This window comes from Pseudomonas sp. TH21, assembly GCF_016651025.1.
Lineage (GTDB): Bacteria > Pseudomonadota > Gammaproteobacteria > Pseudomonadales > Pseudomonadaceae > Aquipseudomonas > Aquipseudomonas aylmerensis.
On the sequence record NZ_JAEKEQ010000001.1, the window covers coordinates 5,746,303 to 5,767,347 of the forward strand.

Annotated in this window: 13 protein-coding genes; 8 read left to right on the top strand and 5 right to left on the bottom strand. The window is 61.0% G+C overall.

Features of this window, described 5'->3' with window-relative positions:
- Window positions 1–1,440 (top strand): ArnT family glycosyltransferase, encoded by a 1,440-nt coding sequence (locus JFU04_RS25450; RefSeq protein WP_106802591.1) that lies wholly within the window; start codon window positions 1–3, stop codon window positions 1,438–1,440.
- Between the two features lie 15 nt (window positions 1,441–1,455).
- Here the strand turns inward: JFU04_RS25450 and JFU04_RS25455 are convergent, their stop codons facing one another.
- Window positions 1,456–1,944 (bottom strand): TIGR00645 family protein, encoded by a 489-nt coding sequence (locus JFU04_RS25455; RefSeq protein ID WP_010206662.1) that lies wholly within the window; start codon window positions 1,942–1,944, stop codon window positions 1,456–1,458.
- A gap of 163 nt (window positions 1,945–2,107) precedes the next feature.
- Between JFU04_RS25455 and JFU04_RS25460 the strand changes: the two genes are divergently transcribed.
- Window positions 2,108–3,931 (top strand): hypothetical protein, encoded by a 1,824-nt coding sequence (locus JFU04_RS25460; protein WP_201145926.1) that lies wholly within the window; start codon window positions 2,108–2,110, stop codon window positions 3,929–3,931.
- A gap of 5 nt (window positions 3,932–3,936) precedes the next feature.
- On the opposite strand, the gene JFU04_RS25465 is transcribed toward JFU04_RS25460, so the two are convergent.
- Together JFU04_RS25465 and JFU04_RS25470 are read right to left on the bottom strand one after the other, a co-directional pair.
- Entirely contained in the window at window positions 3,937–4,254 is a 318-nt protein-coding gene (locus JFU04_RS25465; protein WP_201145927.1) for a PA4575 family protein, read from the bottom strand.
- 1,413 nt (window positions 4,255–5,667) lie between these two features.
- Window positions 5,668–8,106: a Lon protease family protein gene (locus JFU04_RS25470; protein WP_201145928.1), complete on the bottom strand. Its 2,439-nt coding sequence runs from the start codon at window positions 8,104–8,106 to the stop codon at window positions 5,668–5,670.
- Between the two features lie 267 nt (window positions 8,107–8,373).
- Here JFU04_RS25470 and JFU04_RS25475 point away from each other — a divergent pair, with 267 nt between their 5' ends.
- From JFU04_RS25475 to JFU04_RS25490, 4 genes are all read left to right on the top strand, one after another.
- Entirely contained in the window at window positions 8,374–8,862 is a 489-nt protein-coding gene (locus JFU04_RS25475; RefSeq protein WP_016973832.1) for a DUF3015 domain-containing protein, read from the top strand.
- Window positions 8,863–8,953: 91 nt separating this feature from the next.
- Window positions 8,954–10,807 (top strand): Lnb N-terminal periplasmic domain-containing protein, encoded by a 1,854-nt coding sequence (locus JFU04_RS25480; RefSeq protein WP_106802587.1) that lies wholly within the window; start codon window positions 8,954–8,956, stop codon window positions 10,805–10,807.
- 203 nt (window positions 10,808–11,010) lie between these two features.
- Complete coding sequence (locus JFU04_RS25485; RefSeq protein ID WP_120450011.1) at window positions 11,011–11,367, top strand: hypothetical protein; 357 nt, start codon at window positions 11,011–11,013, stop codon at window positions 11,365–11,367.
- Between the two features lie 87 nt (window positions 11,368–11,454).
- Window positions 11,455–11,943 (top strand): GreA/GreB family elongation factor, encoded by a 489-nt coding sequence (locus tag JFU04_RS25490; RefSeq protein WP_201145929.1) that lies wholly within the window; start codon window positions 11,455–11,457, stop codon window positions 11,941–11,943.
- On the opposite strand, the gene gdhA is transcribed toward JFU04_RS25490, so the two are convergent.
- Window positions 11,940–13,277: an NADP-specific glutamate dehydrogenase gene (gene gdhA, locus JFU04_RS25495; protein WP_106802585.1), complete on the bottom strand. Its 1,338-nt coding sequence runs from the start codon at window positions 13,275–13,277 to the stop codon at window positions 11,940–11,942. The two genes, JFU04_RS25490 and gdhA, sit on opposite strands and share 4 nt — an antisense overlap.
- A 349-nt stretch (window positions 13,278–13,626) precedes the next feature.
- Window positions 13,627–15,291: an energy-dependent translational throttle protein EttA gene (gene ettA / locus JFU04_RS25500; RefSeq protein ID WP_025859215.1), complete on the bottom strand. Its 1,665-nt coding sequence runs from the start codon at window positions 15,289–15,291 to the stop codon at window positions 13,627–13,629.
- Between the two features lie 285 nt (window positions 15,292–15,576).
- Here ettA and JFU04_RS25505 point away from each other — a divergent pair, with 285 nt between their 5' ends.
- Together JFU04_RS25505 and glyA are read left to right on the top strand one after the other, a co-directional pair.
- The gene (locus tag JFU04_RS25505; RefSeq protein WP_065910205.1) at window positions 15,577–19,428 is read left to right on the top strand and encodes a sensor domain-containing protein; all 3,852 of its coding nucleotides are present in this window, start codon (window positions 15,577–15,579) and stop codon (window positions 19,426–19,428) included.
- Window positions 19,429–19,669: 241 nt separating this feature from the next.
- Window positions 19,670–20,923, top strand: coding sequence for a serine hydroxymethyltransferase (gene glyA / locus JFU04_RS25510; RefSeq protein WP_065910203.1), 1,254 nt, complete (start codon window positions 19,670–19,672; stop codon window positions 20,921–20,923).
- Window positions 20,924–21,045 lie beyond the last annotated feature (122 nt).

Here is a 21,045-nt window from a genome sequence, read left to right on the forward strand (position 1 = left end):
ATGACGCGTCCCGCTCCTTTGCTGTTGCTGCTTGCTGGTCTGTTGTTCTTCTTTGCCTTGGGCAACCATGAGTTGCAAGGCTCCACCGAAGCTCGTGTGGCCGGGATCGCCATGGCCATGCACCTGGACAACAACTGGGTGGTGCCGCAGTTGTTTCGCGAGCCCTTCCTGGAGAAACCTCCGCTGAGCCTGTGGATCGACGCCGGGGCGATTCGCCTGTTTGGCGGGACCACCTGGGCGGTGCGCCTGGCTTCGGCCTTTGCCGGGTTGTTCAGCGTGATGCTGCTCTACGGCATGCTGCGCACGTTCGGGCGGCCGAAGACGCTGGCGTTCAGTGCCGCCTTGATCCTCGCGACCATGGCCAGTTACTGGGGCAATGTGCGCGGCGTGGGTGAGGACTCGTTACTGACCCTGGGCGTCACCACCGCGCTGCTGGCGTTCTATCAGGCGATGCGGCCCGAATCCGAGCGTCAAGGCGGCAACGCCTGGCCCTGGGCCCTGTTTACCGTGGGGATGGTCATCGCCACCTTGAGCAAGGGCGTGCTGGGCCTGGCGATGCCGGGTATCGTGATCTTCGTGTACCTGGCCAGCACCAGCCTGATGGACAAACGCCTGCGCATAGGCGACTGGCTCAAGCCGGCCTTCTTCACTTTGCTGGCGCTGATACCGTTGATGATCTGGCTGGGGTTCCTGTTCCAGCGCGGCGGCATGCAGGCGGTGGGAGAAGTGTTGTGGACCAACAGCGTCGGGCGCTTCAGCGGCTCGTTTGTCGAGGCGGGGCACTATGAGCCGATTTACTACTACATCGCGAAGCTGCCCGAGGCGTTCCTGCCCTGGAACATCCTGGTGTACCTGGGGCTGTGGCATTTCCGTAAAAGCCTGGTGCGCAACCGTTACCGCCTGTTCTTCAGCGTGTGGCTGGTGGCGCAGTTCACCCTGCTGACCTTCGCGTCGAGCAAACGCACGGTGTACTTGATGGCGCTCACGCCAGCCGCCGCCGTATTGGCGGCAGAATATGCAAGGGTCCTGCTGGAATGGCTCAAGACCCACAAACCGGGGTTGTATAAACACCACACCAGGCTGGTGGGCGGCGTGTTCACCCTGGCCGTCGCCTGCTACCTGATAGCCGCCTTCTGGTTCGCGCCCAAAGCCGACGTGCGCCAGTCGTTCGTGCCGCTGATCAGTCAGATCCAGGCACTGCAAGCCGAAGGCAAGGAGGTGGTGTTGTTTCAGCCCAATGAGCGGATTGCCGGCGCCAGCGTGTTCTACACCCAGGCCTACCTGCCGATCCTGCAGACCGAAGCCGAGCTTCAGCGCTTTTTGACCGCCAGGCCCGGCAACGTTGCGCTGCTGGACCACACCAACGATTTAACCACCAAGGTCACGGTCATCAAGGAGATGGCGATCAACCGCCAGCCTTACTACTTCATCGAGCAGTAAGGCCGGCGCGGGGCATCAGTGCTTGGTGACCTTGTCCAGGTAACCCATGGCAAACGCCGAGACCACGAAGGTCATGTGGATGATCACGTACCACATCAGGTGTTGCGGATCGACGTTCTTGGCGTCCATGAAGATGCGCAGCAGGTGGATGGAGGAAATCGCCACGATGGACGCCGCGACTTTCATCTTCAGCGACGAAGAGTCCATGGTGCCCAGCCAGTTGAGCTTTTCCTTGTTGTCGTCGATGTCCAGCTGCGAGACGAAGTTCTCGTAGCCGGAAATCATCACCATCACCAGCAAGCCACCGACCAGGGCCATGTCGATCAACGACAGCAGCACCAGGATCAGCTCGGACTCCGCCATCGAGAACACGCTCGGCAGCAAGTGAATCACTTCCTGGAAAAATTTCAGCGCCAGCGCCAGCAACCCGAGGGACAAGCCGAAATAGATCGGCGCCAGCAGCCAGCGCGAGGCGTACATAGCATTTTCGATAAAGCGTTCCATTGGATCTCACACAGCTTGGCTAAAAATGGCGGCGAGTATACCAGCCGCTACCAAACACCTGTAACCGCGAGAAAACTGACCTGTGCGGCATCTGTAAGAGAATTTTTCTGCTAGTGTCGAGCCCATCAACTCGGCTCCATGACGTCGGACAGGAAGAATTCAGATGATGGATGTGCGATCCCCCTTGGCCAGTCTCGGCCTGTGCGTGGCATTGCTGCTGGCCAGCGGCTGCTCCCCCAGCGATGAGCAGAAGCAGACCACCCTCGAAGAGAAAACCGCAAAATTCGAACACTCCCTCGACAGCATCCAGGACCCCAAACTGCGCGATGCCATCGCCGACCTCGGCGGTTCGCTGCTGTTGCTGGAACGGGCGCGGGTCAAACTCGCGACCAAGCCCATCGAAGCCGAATACGGCGAAGACAGCCTGGCCCTGCTCAAGCATTACCCCACGCCACAGGCGCTGGTGGACACCTACATCAATGGCCTGTTCGTGCTGCGCAAGGCCTCGCACTCCGACTATCTGACGGATCTGCAGCCGGTCTTCCCGTTCAATTTCAACACCCCCGAGCAATTCCCCTTTCCCCATGGCCTGGAGTGGCAGTCGGTCACCTTGAGCAACAACAAGGTCGTGCCGTTTCAGCCCGAATGGTCGGAAACCGATCCAGGCATCCAGCTGAGCCCCAGCAGCTCCAACCTGACCAACCCGGATGACCTGACGGTGACCTACCCGTTCATCGATGGCATCGAGACAGAAAACAAAAGTCAGCCGCAGCCGGTCCGCCTCAAAGGTACGGTGGAAGTGGTTGCGCCGGGCAAAGTGCTGACGTTCGACCTGTCGAAAAAGGACGTGGGCCACAAGCGCACCGAAGGCAATATCACGGTCAACCTGGTGCTTCTGGAAAAAAACTACGCCGAGATCGAGCTGACCAACAGCCAACCGCTGGCGCCGGAAGTCGGCGACGAGTCGCCCAACCCCCTGCTGGTGCAGGCACGCGACAGCACCGGGCAATTCCTCACACGCTCCGGCTCAATCAACGAAAGCGCCGCGCAAGTCGAGTTCTATGAGAAGCAACTGGCCGAGATGCAAAAGCAGAAGGCCTGGTCGGATGCGTTTGAAAAACAGCTGACCGACGAGCAGAAAGCCTTCGAACACAAGCAGACCAGCCATTACGCCAAGGTGTATTTCAACGGCCTGATCGACAACCTGCAGATCAACGTGCTGGATTTCTCCACGGCCACGCTCACTCGCAAGGACCTCGACCTGCCGGTTCAGCGCTTCGACAAGAACAGCCTGGAAAAGACCGTCCAAGCCTTGCCCATGCCGGTCACCGTGTATGACGACGGTGCCGCCAGCTGGCTCAAGGACGCGACCATGACTGAGGATCAACTGAAAAACAGCGTCACCATCAGCCAGTCCGTCGAAGACGCCAGCGCCGCACATATCGTGTTCGACCATCCGTTCACGTTCAATGACGACCTGGTCGGCAGCGAGCGTAACAGCAGCGAATCACCGGTAACTTTCTTCACCGCTGACGACAAAGGTGAACGCGGCGAGCCGATCGAGTTGCCTACCGAAGCGTTTGAACTGAACCCGGCGCGCGGCACCCTCACCTACGACCTCAACCTGTTCCCGGAAAACCCGGCGTACGTGGTGGGCTCGATTCCGCTGTTTTTGGCCACCATCCAAAAGGCTGAGATTGACGTCGCCAAGCTGCCCAAGGGGCTGTCGCTCAAGGACAACGCGCTGATTGTCGACCAGAAGGAATTCCCCGCCGACAGCTGGCGTTTCTACGCCAAGGACGCGAGCGGCAACTACCTCAAGGAAATTCTCGGCGTGAGCCACCGCGCCGAGGAATACGGCACGGCGATGTTTGACGTGCATTACTTCTACGGCCAGCCCACTGCGCTGGAAAGCTACCAGCGTACCGACCTGAGCACCGTGCAGTACGGCTTTGAGGTCAAGTTGGACAAGCCCGAGAGCAAGTAACCCGGCTAGAGCGCCAGGCGCTCGTGCCCACCGTTGAGTTGCCGCAGATGGGCCTGCAGGTGCAGGCACCAGATCTGCGGGTCATCCGCCAGTTCATAGCCGTGCAGGGTCAGGCTTTCGACAATCGATTGCAGAATGGTTTCGGCGACGAAGGGCCCATGAAACGGGCCCTGGGACTTGATGGTGGAGGGCTGCTCGCCAGTCATTCCGGCAGCAAACAGCAGGATCCACATCCCGTTATCCCCCGCGAGAGGGCGAATGGAGCATTCGATACGGGTGACCAGGCCCAGGCATTGGCGGGTAAGGCAAAGGTTGCGCGGCATGGCGGCGACCCTCGGTAGATCGGTGTTCAACCTCAGCCGATGGCGAGGCTGTTTCTATCCAGCGACTCCTGTGGATATCCCTTGATCAGAGAATAGAATAAAACCAGTGCAAACCAAGGTTGTAGGGACCAACGGGCGTTGGGCCTCTATAGACGAGTCAAAAATGTGGCGATTTTATCGGTGTCCCAAGGCACCGTTGTTCCCATGAGGAAGCTAGTGTCGAGCTTTAGCGAGGCTGCGAAGGCGGTGGTATTGCTGGCATTTTCTGCGCCTGAGACATCGCTTTCGCAGCCTCGCTAAAGCTCGACAGCTCCTACAGGGGGTTGGCGGTGTCGGCCTGATTTCAATCCCCTGTGTGATCGCAATATCCGACGCGACGAAGCCCAAGTGTAGGAGCTGTCGAGCCCCGGCGAGGCTGCGAAGGCGGCGGTATTGCTGACATTTTCTTCGCCTGAGACACCGCTTTCGCAGCCTCGCTAAAGCTCGACAGCTCCTACAGGGGATTGGCAGTGTCGGCCTGATTTCAATCCCCTGGGTGATCGCAATATCCGGCGCGACGCAGCCCAAGTGTAGGAGCTGTCGAGCCCCAGCGAGGCTGCGAAGGCGGCGGCATGGCTGGCATTTTTCTTCGCCAGGCACACCGCTTTCGCAGCCTCGCTAAAGCTCGACAGCTCCTACAGGGGATTGGCGGTGTCGGCGTGATTTCAATCCACTGGGTGATCGCAATATCCGACACGACGCAGCCCAAGTGTGGGAGTTGTCGAGCCCCAGCGAGGCTGCGAAGGCGGCGGCATTGCTGGCATTTTCTGCGCCTGAAACACCGCTTTCGCAGCCTCGCTAAAGCTCGACAGCTCCTACAGGGGATTGGCGGTGTCGCTCTTACTTCAATCCCCTGGGTGATCGCAATATCCGGCGCGACGCAGCCCAAGTGTAGGAGCTGTCGAGCCCCGGCGAGGCTGCAAAGGCGGCGGTATTGCTGGCATTTTTCTTCGCCAGGCACACCGCTTTCGCAGCCTCGCTAAAGCTCGACAGCTCCTACAGGGGATTGGCAGTGCCGGCCTTATTTCAATCCCCTGTGTGATCGCAATATCCGACGCGACGCAGCCCAAGTGTAGGAGTTGTCGAGCCCCGGCGAGGCTGCGAAGGCGGCGGCATTGCTGGCATTTTCTGCGCCTGGCACACCGCTTTCGCAGCCTCGCTAAAGCTCGACAGCTCCTACAGGGGATTTGCGGTGTCGCCCTTACTTCAATCCCCTGGGTGATCGCAATATCCGGCGCGACGCAGCCCAAGTGTGGGAGTTGTCGAGCCCCAGCGAGGCTGCGAAGGCGGCAGCATTGCTAGCATTTTCTTCGCCAGGCACACCGCCATCGCAGGCAAGCCAGCCCCCACATTAATCGCGCGCCAACAGGACAATCAGGTCGGCTTGGCTTCGGCCAAGGCCTGTTGCGCCAACTCCTTCTCCGCTTCTTTCAAGTCGTCTTCACTGATCATCTCGGCAATCGCACGCAACCGCTCGACCACGCGCGCATTGACCGTACCTTCCGGGAACTGGCCTTCTGTGTCCGGCTCACCGGCGTCCTCGCCCACCAGCAGGCTCAGCGCTTCATCCGCCTGGCGCACTGCATAGATGTGGAATTGCCCATCGCGCACGGCCTGCAAGACCTTCTCGTCGAGCATCAGCGTGGCGACGTTGGCCTGGGGAATGATCGCGCCCTGTTCGCCGGTCAAGCCGCGGGCTTCGCACAGGCGGAAGAAGCCTTCGATCTTCTCGTTGACCCCACCCACCGCCTGCACTTCACCGAACTGGTTGATCGAGCCGGTGATCGCAAAGCACTGCTTGAGCGGCGTCTTCGACAACGCCGAAATCAAGGTGCAGGCCTCGCCCAGCGACGCGCTGTCACCGTCCACGTAACCGTAGGACTGCTCCAGCGCGATACTCGCGGAGATCGCCAGCGGGAATTCCTGGGCATAACGGCTGCCCAGGTAACCGGTGAGGATCATCACGCCCTTGGAGTGGATCGGCTGCCCGAGGTTGACCTCACGCTCGATGTCGACAATGCCGCTGCCGCCCGGGTACACCGTGGCGGAAATCCGCGCCGGCACGCCGAATGCCGAATCCCCCACTTCCAGGACCGTCAGCCCGTTGCACTTGCCGACCGCCGCGCCAGCGGTGTCGATCAGGATCACCCCGGCGAGCATGTCGTCGAGAATCCGCGCCGACACACGTCCCGTCCGCGTGGCCTTGGCCTTGAGCGCACGTTCGATGTGGCCGGCATCCGTCATCTCGTCGCCGGCCAGGTGCCGGATAAAGTCCGCCTCGCTGACCAACTGGAACAAGTCGCCAATCCGCGCCGACAAGCGCCCCTGGTGTTCGGCCAGTCGGGCGCTGTAGGTGGCCAGGCGCGCAACCGCGTCGGAGGTCAGCGGCGCCATGCCCTCTTCCGAGGTGCGGGTCTTGAGCAACTGGGCAAACTGCTCCAGGCTCTCGTCGACCATCGGGATGTCCTCGTCGAAATCCACCAGTACCCGGAACATCTCCTGGAAGTCCGGATCGGCGTCCTGCAGCGCGTAGTACAACTGGCGCGAACCGATGATGATCACCTTGACCTGCAACGGGATCATTTGCGGGTTGAGGGTCACGGTGGCCAGGCGCCCCAGCTCGCCCAACGGCGATTCCATCTTCAGCTTGCGCGACTGCAGCGAACGCTTGAGGGCGTCCCATACAAACGGCTCGCCGAGCATTTTCTCGGCTTCCAGGATCAGGAAGCCGCCGTTGGCCCGGTGCAAGGCGCCCGGGCGCAGCTGGCGATAAGTCGTGTACAACGCGCCCTGGTCGGTGCTGTATTCGATACGGCCGAACAGGTTGTCGTAGGTCGGGTGCGGCTCGAATACCACCGGCGCGCCGCCGTTGACCGGATGGCCGACCACCAGGCTTGGGCAGTACTGCTCTTCCAGCAGTTTGCGCGCCTGGGCGTCGGTCTTCGCGTCGTCGACCAACTGCTCGACCACGGTTTTGAGCAGGTACACCTGCATGGCTTGCAGGTAACCGCAGACCGCGGCGTTTTCCGCGTACTTTTCCGACAGCGGTGCGAGCAAAGGCTGCAGCGCCAGGGTGATGGTTTCTTCGTTGAACTGGCGCAGCTGGTTATTGGACTCGCGCTTCCACTGCGGCAGGCTCGCGAGTTCTTCGTTGAGGCGCTCCTCCAGCTCGGAAATATCCGTGTGGAAGCGCTCGCGATCGGCTTCCGGCAACTGCGAAAACTCCGCCTCGTCCAGCGCCTTGCCGTCGAGCATCGGGGTAAACGCAATGTTGGTGCTGTCACGGTACAGCGCCACGTCCTTTTCCAGGGCCAGGCGCTCGATCACGTCCAGGGCCTTGTCGTAGCGCTGGTTGAAGGCACGGTCGATGGCGCTTTTGCGCTGTTGATAAGTCGGGTGCTCGAACACCGCCGGGAAGGTCGCGACCAGGTTATCCACCAGGCCATTGATATCGGCAATGAACGCAGCCGCCGCGCCGCCTGGCAATTCCAGGGCACGCGGTTCGCGCGGCTCATCGAAATTATTCACGTAGACCCAGTCCGCCGGGGTCTGCAGGCGCTTGCCTTCGGCTTTCAGGTAGCGTTTGACGAACGAAAAGCGGCCGGTGCCCGGCTCGCCCATGACAAACACGTTGTAACCGGGGCGTGGCATGGCCACACCGAACTGCAAGGCTTCAACCGCACGTTCCTGGCCAAGCACACCGCGAAAGGGCTCCAAATCATTGGTGGTCGAGAAGCTGAACTGTTCAGCGGAGAAAGGGCGAGTCAGCGCTTCGGGCGCTAGACGCAAGCTGGCAGCAACAGGATCAGGCATCGGGCTTCCTTACATCAGGCGGGGCAGATGACGGCATTCTGGCTCCCGGTTACGCGCTATGGCAAGGCGCGCCTGTGGGAAAGCATAGACGCGGGATGCGTCCTACAAAAAAATCGCGACAACGCTGATTGTTTTATAAAAACACACGGAACCCTTGGAACGTGCCTAAACTCCAAACTGCGCGGGTTGGACTAATAACCGATCCCTAGGGCGCTACGAAGTGCCTGAACCCTTGTCCATTGGTTTGCACACAAAGAGAACAAAGCTATGAAACGGATCCTTCTTGGTACTCTCTTCACCGTTGTCTCCCTCAATGCCATGGCTGAAGCACCAGGTGGCCCGAACTGCGGTTGGGGCAACATGCTGTTTGAAGGCCAGCGCGGTACTCCAGCGCACTTCCTGGCTTCCACCACCAACGGTACCTCCGGTAACGCCACCTTCGGCATGACCTCGGGCACCAACGGTTGCAGCACCAACAGCGCCCTGACCTACGGCGGCAAATCGTGGATTGCCATGAATGGCATGATGAACGAGCTGTCCGAAGACATGGCCAAAGGCAATGGCGAAGCACTGACCACCTACGCGGTGGTACTGGGCGTTGCACCGGAAGATCGCGAGCACTTCGCGGCCGTTACCCATGAGCACTTCCAGCAGATCTTCAGCAAAGCTGACGTGACCGCTGACGACGTGCACAACAACACCCTGGCTGTACTGAAAAGCGATGCCCGTCTGGCGAAATACGCAACTCAGGCTTAAGCTCGACCCGCCCGCGCCTCTCGAGGCGCGGGTTTTAATTTTTGGACCCGCCCCCCTTTGGGTCTCACTTTATCCGACTTAAGTTGCCCCTATGCTCAAACGCTTTGCCTGGCTGGCACTCTTCGCTTGCGCCCCGCTGTTCGCGGCCCCGCATCTTGATGATCAACGTTTGCAGCAATTGGCCAACGACCCGTTCTGGTTGTCCCTGGGCCACTACGAAGCCGGCAAGATCAGCGGCTGGCGCAGCTATGTCAGCGACAAGAAGTTCTTCCTCGCCCCCGATGGTGCCCACCACCCGGACGCGGAACTCAAGGCCACCGTCGAAGCGCTGTACCTGCCGGCCAGCCTCGGTGAGAAACACGCCCAATGCGTTTACCCCGCACGTACCCGCTGGCTCAAGGATCAATTGCACCTGACCGACCTGCCCGCCGTGGACTGCAAAGAATTCAAGCAATGGTTCAAGGACGTCGCGCCCCACAGCGCGGTCATGATCTTTCCGGCGGCGTACCTCAACAGCCCGTCGTCGATGTTCGGCCACACCCTGCTGCGCATCGACCAGGCGGATGTGCAAAGCAACAACACCGCCCTGCTCAGCTACGCGATCAACTTCGGCGCCTACATCGAAGGCTCGGACAACAGCATCCTCTACGCCTGGAAAGGCCTGATGGGCGGCTACCCCGGCCTGTTCGCCCTGGTGCCCTACCAGGAAAAACTCTCCGAGTACCGTAGCCTGGAGAACCGTGACCTGTGGGAGTACCGTCTGAACCTGACCCAGGTCGAGACCGAGCGCATGGTCGAACATGTGTGGGAACTCAAGCAGATCCAGTTCGACTACTTCTTCTTCGACGAAAACTGCTCCTATCGCCTGCTGGAACTGCTGCAAGTGGCGCGCCCTGGCCTGCGCCTGACCGAGCAATTCCCGCTCACGGCCATCCCCACCGACACGGTCAAAGCGGTAAAAGATGCGGGCCTGGTCGAGAAAATCGACTATCGCCCCTCCCGTGAACGTGAACTGCTGGAGCGCGCCAAGCCGCTGGACAGCGACGAGCAGCAATGGGTATTGAAGGTCAGCGACGACCAGAAACAATTGCAGGAGCCCGCCTTCAAAGCCCTGCCCCGTGACCGACAAGCCTTGATCATCGACGCCGCCTATCGCCTCGGCCGCTACCGTGCCAACGGCCTGGAACGCGACACCGAACGCTCCCAGCGCAGCTTCGAACTGCTGCGGGCGATCAACCAGAACCCCGCGCCCGACCTGAAAATCGTCCCGCCTGGCTTGCCGGAAAACGGCCATGAATCGCGCACCTGGCAAGCCGGTATCGGCACCCGTGGCGACAAGGCGTTCGGTGAATACGGCCTGCGCATGGCCTACCACGACCTCAATGACAACGCCGAGGGCTTCCCCCTTGGCGCGCAGATCGAGATCCTGCAGATGAAACTGCGCCAGTACGAAGGCAATCACTGGCAACTGCAGCAACTGGACCTGGCGACCATTCGCTCGCTGACACCGCGCAATGCCTTGCTGCAGCCGTGGTCATGGCAAGTCACCGGCGGCCTGGAACGCGTCCCCGGCAAGCACGACGACGAAACCCTGGTCGCCCACGTCAACGGCGGCGCCGGCGGCACCTGGCAACTGAGCGACGACATGCTCGGCTTCGCCCTCGGCACCGTGCGCGTGGAACACAACAACGACTTCAGCGAAGCCATCTCCCCGGCAGCCGGTTTCAACACCGGCGTACTGTGGAAAAACCCGCTGGGCAACCTGAGCCTGGAAGCCAAGGGCGATTTCTTCACCAACGGTGAAGTGCGCCGCAGCCTCAGCCTAAACCAGCAGTGGGAACTGTCCCGCAACCTCGGCCTGCGCCTGAGCGCCCAGCGCGAGTACAGCCACCTGTCGACGCCGGTCAATGAAGTGATGCTCGAAGTGAAGTGGTATCACTACTGACCAGAAGCTGGCGATGATCAAAATGTGGCAGCCGGGCTTGCCCGCGATAGCGGTGTATCAGCAACGGCCCGGCTGACTGACCCACCGTCATCGCCGGCACGTTTTGGATTCGCCCACGTCTTTCTCACCTCCCTTTCACACCTCCCCGACAAATCCCCTTCTAGACTCTCCCTATCAGCCGTGAAACGGCCAGGGAGTACGCCATGTGGCGGTATGCGCTAATGCTGTGTGCGGTGGTGTGGCTGGCGGGTTGCCAATCCACTCATCAGGAGTTGTTGGCCAAGGGTTATCCACCGGCGTTTGCCGACGGTTTTGATGATGGCTGCAGCAGTGGTCGCCAGGCCGCTGGGGTGATCACCGGGGAGTTTCGCAAGAATGTGCCGCGCTACTTGAAAGACCGCCAATACGCCGAAGGCTGGGAGGATGGTTTTCGTCAGTGCAAGGCCATGCGAGAGAACGAAGAGTTGCGCGACTACAAGGACAATCACTGGGATGACCGCGAACGTGCGTGGCAGCAGGAGAAAGACAAAGACGCAGCCAGGGCGTATCGCTCGCAATAGGTCTGCGTCGACCTTACCGGCGGATACGCAGAGCGTGGGAACGATCGTGCGGCGAACATGGCCCAAACTCCATAGGAGGAGCATGTCATGAGCCGAGCTTTCGTAAACGAAGATAACGCTGCCGCCCAGGCCGACCAGCCGGTGGAGCGCCAGATCAGCGAGCAACCCAATCGCCTCACCGCGCAAGGGTTGGCGCAGTTACAGGCCAAAGTCGCGCAGTTGCAGCACGAATACAGCCTCGAATCTGCCAAAGACGATAAGCAGCGCCAGGCGGATCTCGAGCGCGATCTGCGCTACTTCAATCAGCGCGTGCAGAGCGCCCAAGTGGTGCCACCGGCCAAGTCTACCGACAAGGTGCAGATCGGCAATTGGGTCACCTTTGCCAACGAGCAGGACGAGCAGCAGCGCATCCAATTAGTCGGTGAAGACCAGGCCGACGCCACCGCCAACCTGATCAACTGGGGCTCGCCGCTGGGCCGCGCGTTACTCGGTGCCCAGGTCGGCGACGAAGTGCTGTGGAAGCGCCCCGTCGGTGACCAGTTGATCGAAGTGCTGGTGATCGAACCCGAGGCCTAGACGATGCCTTGCGCGAGCATCGCATCGGCGACTTTGACGAAGCCCGCGATGTTCGCGCCCTTCACATAGTTGATCCGACCGTTTTCCTCGCCGTAATGCACGCAGGCATGGTGGATCGACTGCATGATGTTGTGCAGCTTGCTGTCCACTTCACCGGCAGTCCACAGCAGGCGCATGGCGTTCTGCGACATTTCCAGGCCGCTGACGGCCACGCCGCCGGCATTGGACGCCTTGCCCGGCGCGAACAGAATGCCCGCCTCGATGAAGATATCCACCGCCGCCAACGTGGTCGGCATGTTGGCGCCTTCGGCCACGCAGATGCAGCCGTTGCGCAGCAGGGTGCGGGCCGCTTCGGCGTCGAGTTCGTTCTGCGTGGCGCAGGGCAGCGCGATATCGCAGGCCAGCTCCCAAGGGGTCTTGCCTTTGCGGAACTCCAGGCCAAAACGCTCGGCCAGCTCGCTGATACGGCCGCGCTGTACGTTTTTCAGTTCGAGCAGGGCTGACCATTGCTCTTCGGTCAAACCGCTTTCGGCGTACAAGGTGCCTTCGGAATCGGACAGCGAAACCACCTTGCCGCCCAGATCCATCACCTTGCGCGCCGCGTATTGCGCCACGTTGCCGGAGCCGGAAACGGCCACGCGCTTGCCTTCGACCCGCTGGCCATTGCGCTTGAGCATTTCCTCAGCGAAGTACACACAGCCGAACCCGGTGGCTTCCGGGCGGATCAGGCTGCCGCCGTAGGTCATGCCCTTGCCGGTCAGTACCGAGGTGAACTGGTTGCTCAGGCGCTTGTACTGCCCAAACAGAAAACCGATTTCACGGGCGCCCACGCCAATATCGCCGGCCGGCACGTCCACGTCGGCGCCGATATGGCGGTACAACTCACTCATGAAGGCCTGGCAAAAGCGCATGACTTCGGCGTCGCTCTTGCCCTTGGGATCGAAGTCCGAACCGCCCTTGCCGCCGCCCATGGGCAAGGAGGTCAGGGAATTCTTGAAGGTCTGCTCGAAGGCGAGGAATTTGAGTACGCCCAGGTTCACCGACGGGTGGAAGCGCAGGCCGCCCTTGTAGGGGCCGATGGCGCTGTTCATCTGGATGCGAAACCCGCGATTGACCTGGACCTTGCCATGATCATCCACCCACGAGACCCGGAAGGTAATCGCGCGCTCCGGCTCGCAGATGCGCTCCAGGATGCCCGAGGTCAGGTAGTGGGGGTTGGCTTCAAGAAACGGCCACAAGCTGCGTAGGACTTCTTCTACCGCCTGGTGGAATTCCGGCTGGTCGGGGTCGCGTTTCTTGAGGCGCGAAAGGAAGGATTCGACAGATTCGATCATGGAGAAGTCTCGGCAAATTGATTGTTTTTAAGGGAGATTGAGCCGGACATTAGCAATTCATGCTGCACCTGAAAAGCGCAAGATGTCGCTTTTGTGAATTTAAATGGTGCATTGGATATAAATAAATCGGCTTTTTTGCACCAAGAAAGGGATTTCAACCTGAAGCATGCACCAGCCTTTAAACCGCTATCGCAGGCAAGCCAGCTCCCACATTTGACATGTGTTCCCACTTTGGAATGCGGTCGAATGTGGGAGCGGGCTTGCTCGCGAATGAATTCAACTCGGTGTGCCTGAGTAACACGCAAAAAAAACGGAGCCCGAAGGCTCCGTTTTTTTAAACCAACCCGAATCAGGCCAGTTTTTTGTGCCGTACACGGTGCGGCTGGGCAGCAGCATCGCCCAAGCGCTTTTTACGGTCGGCTTCGTACTCGGTGTAGTTGCCTTCGAAGAACACCGCTTGGGAGTCGTCTTCGTACGCCAGGATGTGAGTGGCCACACGGTCAAGGAACCACCGATCGTGAGAGATCACAATGGCGGCGCCCGGGAAGTCCAGCAGGGCTTCTTCCAGGGAACGCAGGGTTTCAACGTCGAGGTCGTTGGACGGTTCGTCGAGCAGCAGGACGTTGCCGCCCTCTTTCAGGGTCAGGGCCAGGTGCAAGCGACCACGCTCACCACCGGACAGGTCCTTGACGAACTTCTGCTGGTCGCCGCCCTTGAAGTTGAAACGACCGACGTAGGTACGCGACGGGATTTCATAGTTGCCGATGCGGATCTGGTCGGAACCGTCGGAAATCTGCTGGAACACCGTCTTGCTGCCGTCGAGGTCGTCGCGGCTCTGGTCAACGCAGGCCAGCTGCACGGTTTCACCGATCTCGATGCTGCCGGAGTCCGGGGTTTCCTTGCCCATCAGCATGCGGAACAGCGTAGATTTACCCGCACCGTTACCACCGATAACGCCGACGATCGCGCCTTTTGGCATCGAGAACGACAGGTTGTCGATCAGCACGCGGTCGCCATAGCCTTTGGAAACGTTCTTGAACTCGATGACCTTGTCACCCAGGCGCGGACCGGCCGGGATGTAGATCTCGTTGGTTTCGCTGCGCTTCTGGAATTCCTGCGATTGCATTTCTTCGAAGCGTTGCAGACGTGCCTTGGATTTGGACTGGCGGGCCTTGGCGCCTTTGCGCACCCACTCCAGTTCTTCCTTCATGGCTTTTTCGTGGGCCGATTGCTGCTTGGATTCGGCCGCCAGACGGTCGGACTTGGCTTCCAGCCAACCGGAGTAGTTGCCCTCGTAAGGGATACCGGCGCCACGGTCGAGCTCGAGGATCCAGCCGGCGACGTTGTCCAGGAAGTACCGGTCGTGCGTGATCGCAACCACGGTGCCCGGGAAATCGTGAAGGAAGTGTTCCAGCCAGGCGACGGAATCGGCGTCCAGGTGGTTGGTCGGTTCGTCGAGCAGCAGCATGTCGGGAGCCGACAGCAGCAGGCGGCACAGGGCCACACGGCGCTTCTCACCACCGGACAGGTGTTCGACCTTGGCGTCCCACGCCGGCAGGCGCAGCGCATCGGCGGCGACTTCCAGCTGGCGCTCCAGGTTGTGACCGTCGCCGGCCTGCAGGATGGCTTCGAGCTTGGCCTGTTCGGCGGCGAGCTTGTCGAAGTCGGCATCCGGTTCAGCGTAGGCGGCGTAGACCTCATCCAGGCGCGCCTGGGCGTCCTTGATCACGCTGACGGCCTCTTCGACCACTTCACGCACGGTCTTGGCCGGGTCCAGCTGCGGCTCCTGCGGCAGGTAGCCGATGTTCAGTTCGGGCATCGGGCGAGCTTCGCCTTCGAACTCGGTGTCGACGCCGGCCATGATTTTCAACAGCGTGGACTTACCCGAACCGTTGAGGCCGAGCACGCCGATCTTGGCGCCGGGGAAGAAGGACAGCGAAATGTTTTTCAGGATTTCCCGCTTCGGCGGAACAACTTTTCCCAGCCGATGCATGGTGAAGACGTATTGAGCCATGGTGAACCTAGCGTCAGTGACTGATGAATTGAGCGGGCGAAGCCCGTGCCAGGCCATGCGCCGCGCGGGCCGTTGACGGTAATCAATGCCTGCGTGCGGAAAAAGCCTGAATGTCTGGGGCTGGAACGCCCCCGCGTAACCGGCAAAGCTACCTGAATGCGCTGGGCCAGTCCAGCCAGGCGGGGCTGGCACTTTGCCACAAGTCAAGGCATGCTAGCCGCCCTCCGGGCGTCCGGCTTATAGTGCACGTCGCGCGCCAGTCCAGCCAAACCGCAGGATCACAGCTTGTCCAAAGTCACGCCGCCCACTCCCCTGCGCGCCGCTCATATAGCGCCGGGAGCGCCCCTGCACGGCACCCTCAAAGGCGCGTTGGCGACGCTTGTCCTCATGTTGCTCGCATTATTGTTCTGGCAACTGCTGGACCAGTTGCAGCAGAACCAGAAGAACCAGCAGCAATACACCATCGACTACAGCGCCGACCTGGCTGAGCAGATCAGTCTGAATATGGGCCTGAGCGCAAAAATCGCCCTGAACCTGCTGCCGATGGTCGAGCCACCGCGCGACAGCGAACAGCAACAGGCATTGATGCGCACCCTGCAACGTTCGCTGCCGGAACTGCGCAGCATCGCCCTGCTCGCCCCCAGCGGCGCGATGATCAGTGACAGCGCCAATGACAGCCAGGACGGTCCCTGGCTCGAAGAACTGGTGCAGCGCAGCCACGCCCAGTCCTACTACCTGAGCAACAACAACGACGGCGCCATCATCTATCTATTGCTGCACCAGCCCAGCGGCGGTTCCAGGATGTACTGGGTGCTGCGCCTGGCACCCAATTACCTGACCAGCCTCACGCGCCAGGACGGCCAGGGCCAGCGCCCCATGTGGGCCATCGAGAACCGCATCAACCACCGTGTCATCAGTCGCGACAGCGGCATGCCGGCCCAGTGGGCCAGCGCCCTCACCCCCGACGAGTTGAATAAAAGCGTGCTGGTCACGCCCCTGAGCAAAAGCGACTGGCAATTGCGCGGGCTGTTCGACCGCACCGCCGTGCTGGAACAACTGCTGCCGGCGTTCATCGGCAAATGCCTGCTGGGCCTGGCGTTTTCCCTGATCCCGGTGATCGTGCTGCTGAACATGCGCCGCCGCCAGCGCCAGGTGCATGAGGGCCGGCGGCGCTACCAGGATATTTTCGAAGGCACCGGCGTGGCCTTGTGCGTGCTGGACCTGTCGGGCCTGAATGCCTGCTTCGACCGGGCGCAGCTGCAGACCCGCGAGCAGCTCAAGGCCTGGCTGCAGGACAACCCGCTCGAACGCCAGCAACTGCTCAAGGAACTGCGCATCACCGAGGTCAATCAGGTCGCGGTGCGCCTGTTGAATGTCGGCTCCTGCGAAGAAGCCTGGGAGCGGCTGGTCGATGATTGCCCGCGCAACGCCACCTCCATCGGCTACCAGATACTCGAGGCCGTGCTCACCCAACAGCACCAGCTGGAGCTGGAAATCCAGCTCAAGGACGTGGCCGGCAACGAGCAATACCTGTGGCTGGTGATGCGCCTGCCCGAGCAACAGGATGATTTCAAGGCAGTGATCCTAAGCATCAGCGATATCACCAGCCGCAAGCTGATCGAATTGTCGCTGGTGGAGCGTGAAAGCTTTTGGTCGGACGTGGTGCGCACCGTGCCCGACCACCTGTATGTGCAGGATGTGATCAGCCAGCGCATGATTTTCAGCAACCACCACCTGGGCCACACCCTCGGCTATAACAAGGCCGAACTGCAGCAAATGGGCGAGTACTTCTGGGAAATCCTGCTGCACCCCGAGGACGCCGAGCATTACCACGACTTGCGCCAGCAACAACGCGAGATCGGCTACACCACCCAACTGCAATGCCAGCTGCGCTTTCGCCATCGCAATAACCAGTGGCGACGCTTTGATATCCGCGAGCAGGCCCTGGCCCGGGACAAGACCGCGCTGGTCACGCGCATCATCGGCGTGGCCAAGGACATCACCGACCAGATCGAAGCCAGCGAATCCCTGCGCGACAGCGAACAACGCTACCGCATGCTGGCCGAAAGCATCAGCGACGTGATCTGCTCCACCGACAGCCAATTGGCCCTCAACTACATCAGCCCGTCGGTCAACGCCGTGCTCGGTTACGACGTGGAATGGGTGTTCAAGAACGGCTGGCAATCGATCATCGCCAACCCGCAGCAATTGACCGGCATCTACAGCCTGGTGGAACAGGTCAGCCGCGCGCTCGGCGATCCCGAGGCGCTGAACCGGCTGCGTGATGAAATACAGACCCAGCTGTTCCTGTTCGACTGCCTGCGCGCCGACGGTCGCAAAGTGCCGATCGAACTGCGCCTGGTGCTGGTATGGGACGAGCACGGCGCCTTCGAGGGCATCCTCGGCGTGGGCCGTGATATCAGCCAGCAACGCCGCGCCGAAAAAGACCTGCGCATGGCCGCCACGGTATTCGAGCACTCCACCTCGGCGATCCTGATCACCGACCCGGCCGGCTATATCGTGCAGGCCAACGAGGCGTTCAGCCGGGTCAGCGGCTACGCGGTGACGGATGTCCTCGATCAGTTGCCGAACATGCTCACCGTCGACGAGCAACAGGAAGCCCACCTGCGCTACGTGCTCAAGCAACTGCACCAGCACAGCACCTGGGAAGGCGAAGTCTGGCTCAAGCGCCGTAACGGCGAGCATTACCCGGCCTGGGTCGGCATCACGGCGGTGTTCGACGACGAAGGCGACCTGGCCAGCTACGTGTGCTTCTTCAGTGACATCAGCGAGCGCAAGGCCAGCGAACAGCGTATCCACCGCCTGGCGTACTACGACGCCCTGACCCACCTGCCCAACCGCACGCTGTTCCAGGACCGCCTGCACACTGCGCTGCAGTCGGCCGAGCGGCAGAAGTCGTGGGTGGTGTTGATGTTCCTCGACCTCGACCGCTTCAAACCGATCAACGACTCCCTGGGCCACGCCGCCGGCGACCGCATGCTCAAGGAAATGGCGACCCGCCTGCTCGGCTGCGTGGCCGAAGACGACACCGTGGCACGCATGGGCGGCGACGAGTTCACCTTGCTCCTGCAACCACGGGTCAACCGCGAAATGGCGCTGAACCGCGCGATCCACGTGGCCGAGCAGATCCTCGCCAGCCTGGTCAAGCCGTTCGTGCTGGAAGGCCGCGAGTTCTTCGTGACCGCGAGTATCGGCATCGCCTTGAGCCCGCAGGACGGCAACGAACTGAGCCAACTGATGAAGAACGCCGACACGGCGATGTATCACGCCAAGGAGCGCGGTAAAAACAACTTCCAGTTCTACCAGGCCGACATGAACGCCAGCGCCCTGGAGCGCCTGGAGCTGGAAAGTGATCTGCGCCATGCGCTGGACCAGAACGAATTCGTGCTCTATTACCAGCCGCAGTTCAGCGGCGACGGCAAACGCCTGACCGGCGCCGAGGCCCTGCTGCGCTGGCGCCATCCGCGTCGCGGGCTGGTGCCACCGGGCGACTTCATCCCGGTGCTGGAGGAATTGGGCCTGGTGGTCGACGTGGGCGACTGGGTGATCAGCGAGGCGTGCCGCCAGCTCAAGACCTGGCACCAGAACAAGGTCCGCGTGCCGAAAGTCTCGGTGAACATCTCCGCGCGGCAGTTCTCCGACGGCCAACTGGGCACGCGCATCGCCACCATCCTCAAGGACACCGGCCTGCCGCCGGCGTGCCTGGAGCTGGAGCTGACCGAAAGTATCCTGATGCGCGAAGTCAACGAAGCCATGCACATCCTCGACAGCCTGAAAAACCTCGGCCTGAGCATTGCGGTAGACGACTTCGGTACTGGCTATTCGTCGCTCAACTACCTCAAGCAATTTCCCATCGACGTGTTGAAAATCGACCGTACCTTCGTCGATGGCCTGCCGTCCGGCGAGCAGGACGCACAGATCGCCCGGGCGATTATTGCCATGGCCCACAGCCTGAACCTGGCAGTGATCGCCGAAGGCGTGGAAACCCATGAGCAACTGGATTTCCTGCGTGAGCACGGCTGTGACGAGGTGCAGGGCTACCTGTTCGGGCGGCCGATGCCGGCGAATCGGTTCGAGGCGCAATTCAGCAATGATGCGCTGTTCATGTTCGACTGAAACCCTCAGGTGATGCGGATGGCCTCTTCGCGAGCAAGCCCGCTCCCACATTCGACCGTATTCCACCTGAAGGAACCCGATTGAATGTGGGAGCGGGCTTGCTCGCGAAGGCGCCCGAACAAACACCACCTATCCCCAGATGAGCCCCGCTTGTCCGCGACATGATGTCCTTTCATATGCCATCTAAAACCCATTGGGTTAGAATGCCCTCCTTTTCTGCCCCCGATCCTTGAGGACCGCCATGTTCAGCCGTGATTTGACTATTGCCAAGTACGACGCCGATCTCTTCGCCGCCATGGAGCAAGAAGCCGTGCGCCAGGAAGAGCACATTGAGCTGATCGCTTCGGAAAACTACACCAGCCCTGCGGTGATGGAGGCTCAAGGCTCGGTTCTGACCAACAAGTACGCCGAAGGCTACCCAGGCAAGCGCTACTACGGCGGTTGCGAGTACGTCGACGTGGTTGAGCAATTGGCCATCGACCGTGCCAAGGAACTGTTCGGCGCCGATTACGCCAACGTCCAGCCACACGCCGGCTCCCAGGCCAACAGCGCCGTGTACCTGGCCCTGCTGCAAGGCGGCGACACCATCCTGGGCATGAGCCTGGCCCACGGCGGTCACCTGACCCACGGCGCCAGCGTTTCCTCCTCGGGCAAGCTGTACAACGCCGTTCAATACGGTATCGATGCCAACGGCCTGATCGACTACGACGAAGTCGAGCGCCTGGCGGTCGAGCACAAGCCAAAAATGATCGTGGCCGGTTTCTCTGCCTACTCGCAGATCCTGGATTTCCCACGCTTCCGTGAGATCGCTGACAAAGTCGGCGCCTACCTGTTCGTCGACATGGCTCACGTAGCCGGTCTGGTCGCCGCTGGCGTCTACCCGAACCCAGTGCCTTACGCTGACGTCGTGACCACCACCACGCACAAGACCCTGCGCGGTCCACGTGGCGGCCTGATCCTGGCGCGCGCCAACGCCGACATCGAGAAGAAGCTGAACTCCGCCGTATTCCCGGGCGCCCAGGGTGGCCCGCTGGAGCACGTGATCGCAGCTAAAGCGATCTGCTTCAAGGAAGCGCTGCAGCCTGAGTTCAAGACTTACCAGCAACAAGTGGTGAAGAACGCCCAGACCATGGCCAGCGTGTTTATCGAACGCGGCTTCGACGTGGTTTCCGGCGGTACTGAGAACCACCTGTTCCTGCTGTCGCTGATCAAGCAGGACATCTCCGGTAAAGATGCTGACGCTGCCCTGGGCAAAGCCTTCATCACCGTGAACAAAAACTCCGTGCCGAACGACCCACGTTCGCCGTTCGTCACCTCCGGCCTGCGCTTCGGTACTCCGGCGGTGACCACTCGTGGCTTTAAAGAAGCAGAGTGCAAGGAACTGGCCGGCTGGATCTGCGACATCCTGGCAGACCTGAACAACGAAGCCGTGATCGACGCGGTCCGTGAGAAGGTCAAGGCCATCTGCAAGAAGCTGCCGGTCTACGGCGCTTGATTGCAGTTGCTTGAATGAAAAAGCCCGGCTCAAGAGCCGGGCTTTTTTGTGGCTGATCGTTCCCACGCTCCGCGTGGGAATGCCTCTTGTGACGCTCTGCGTCACGCTTTGGGACGCGGAGC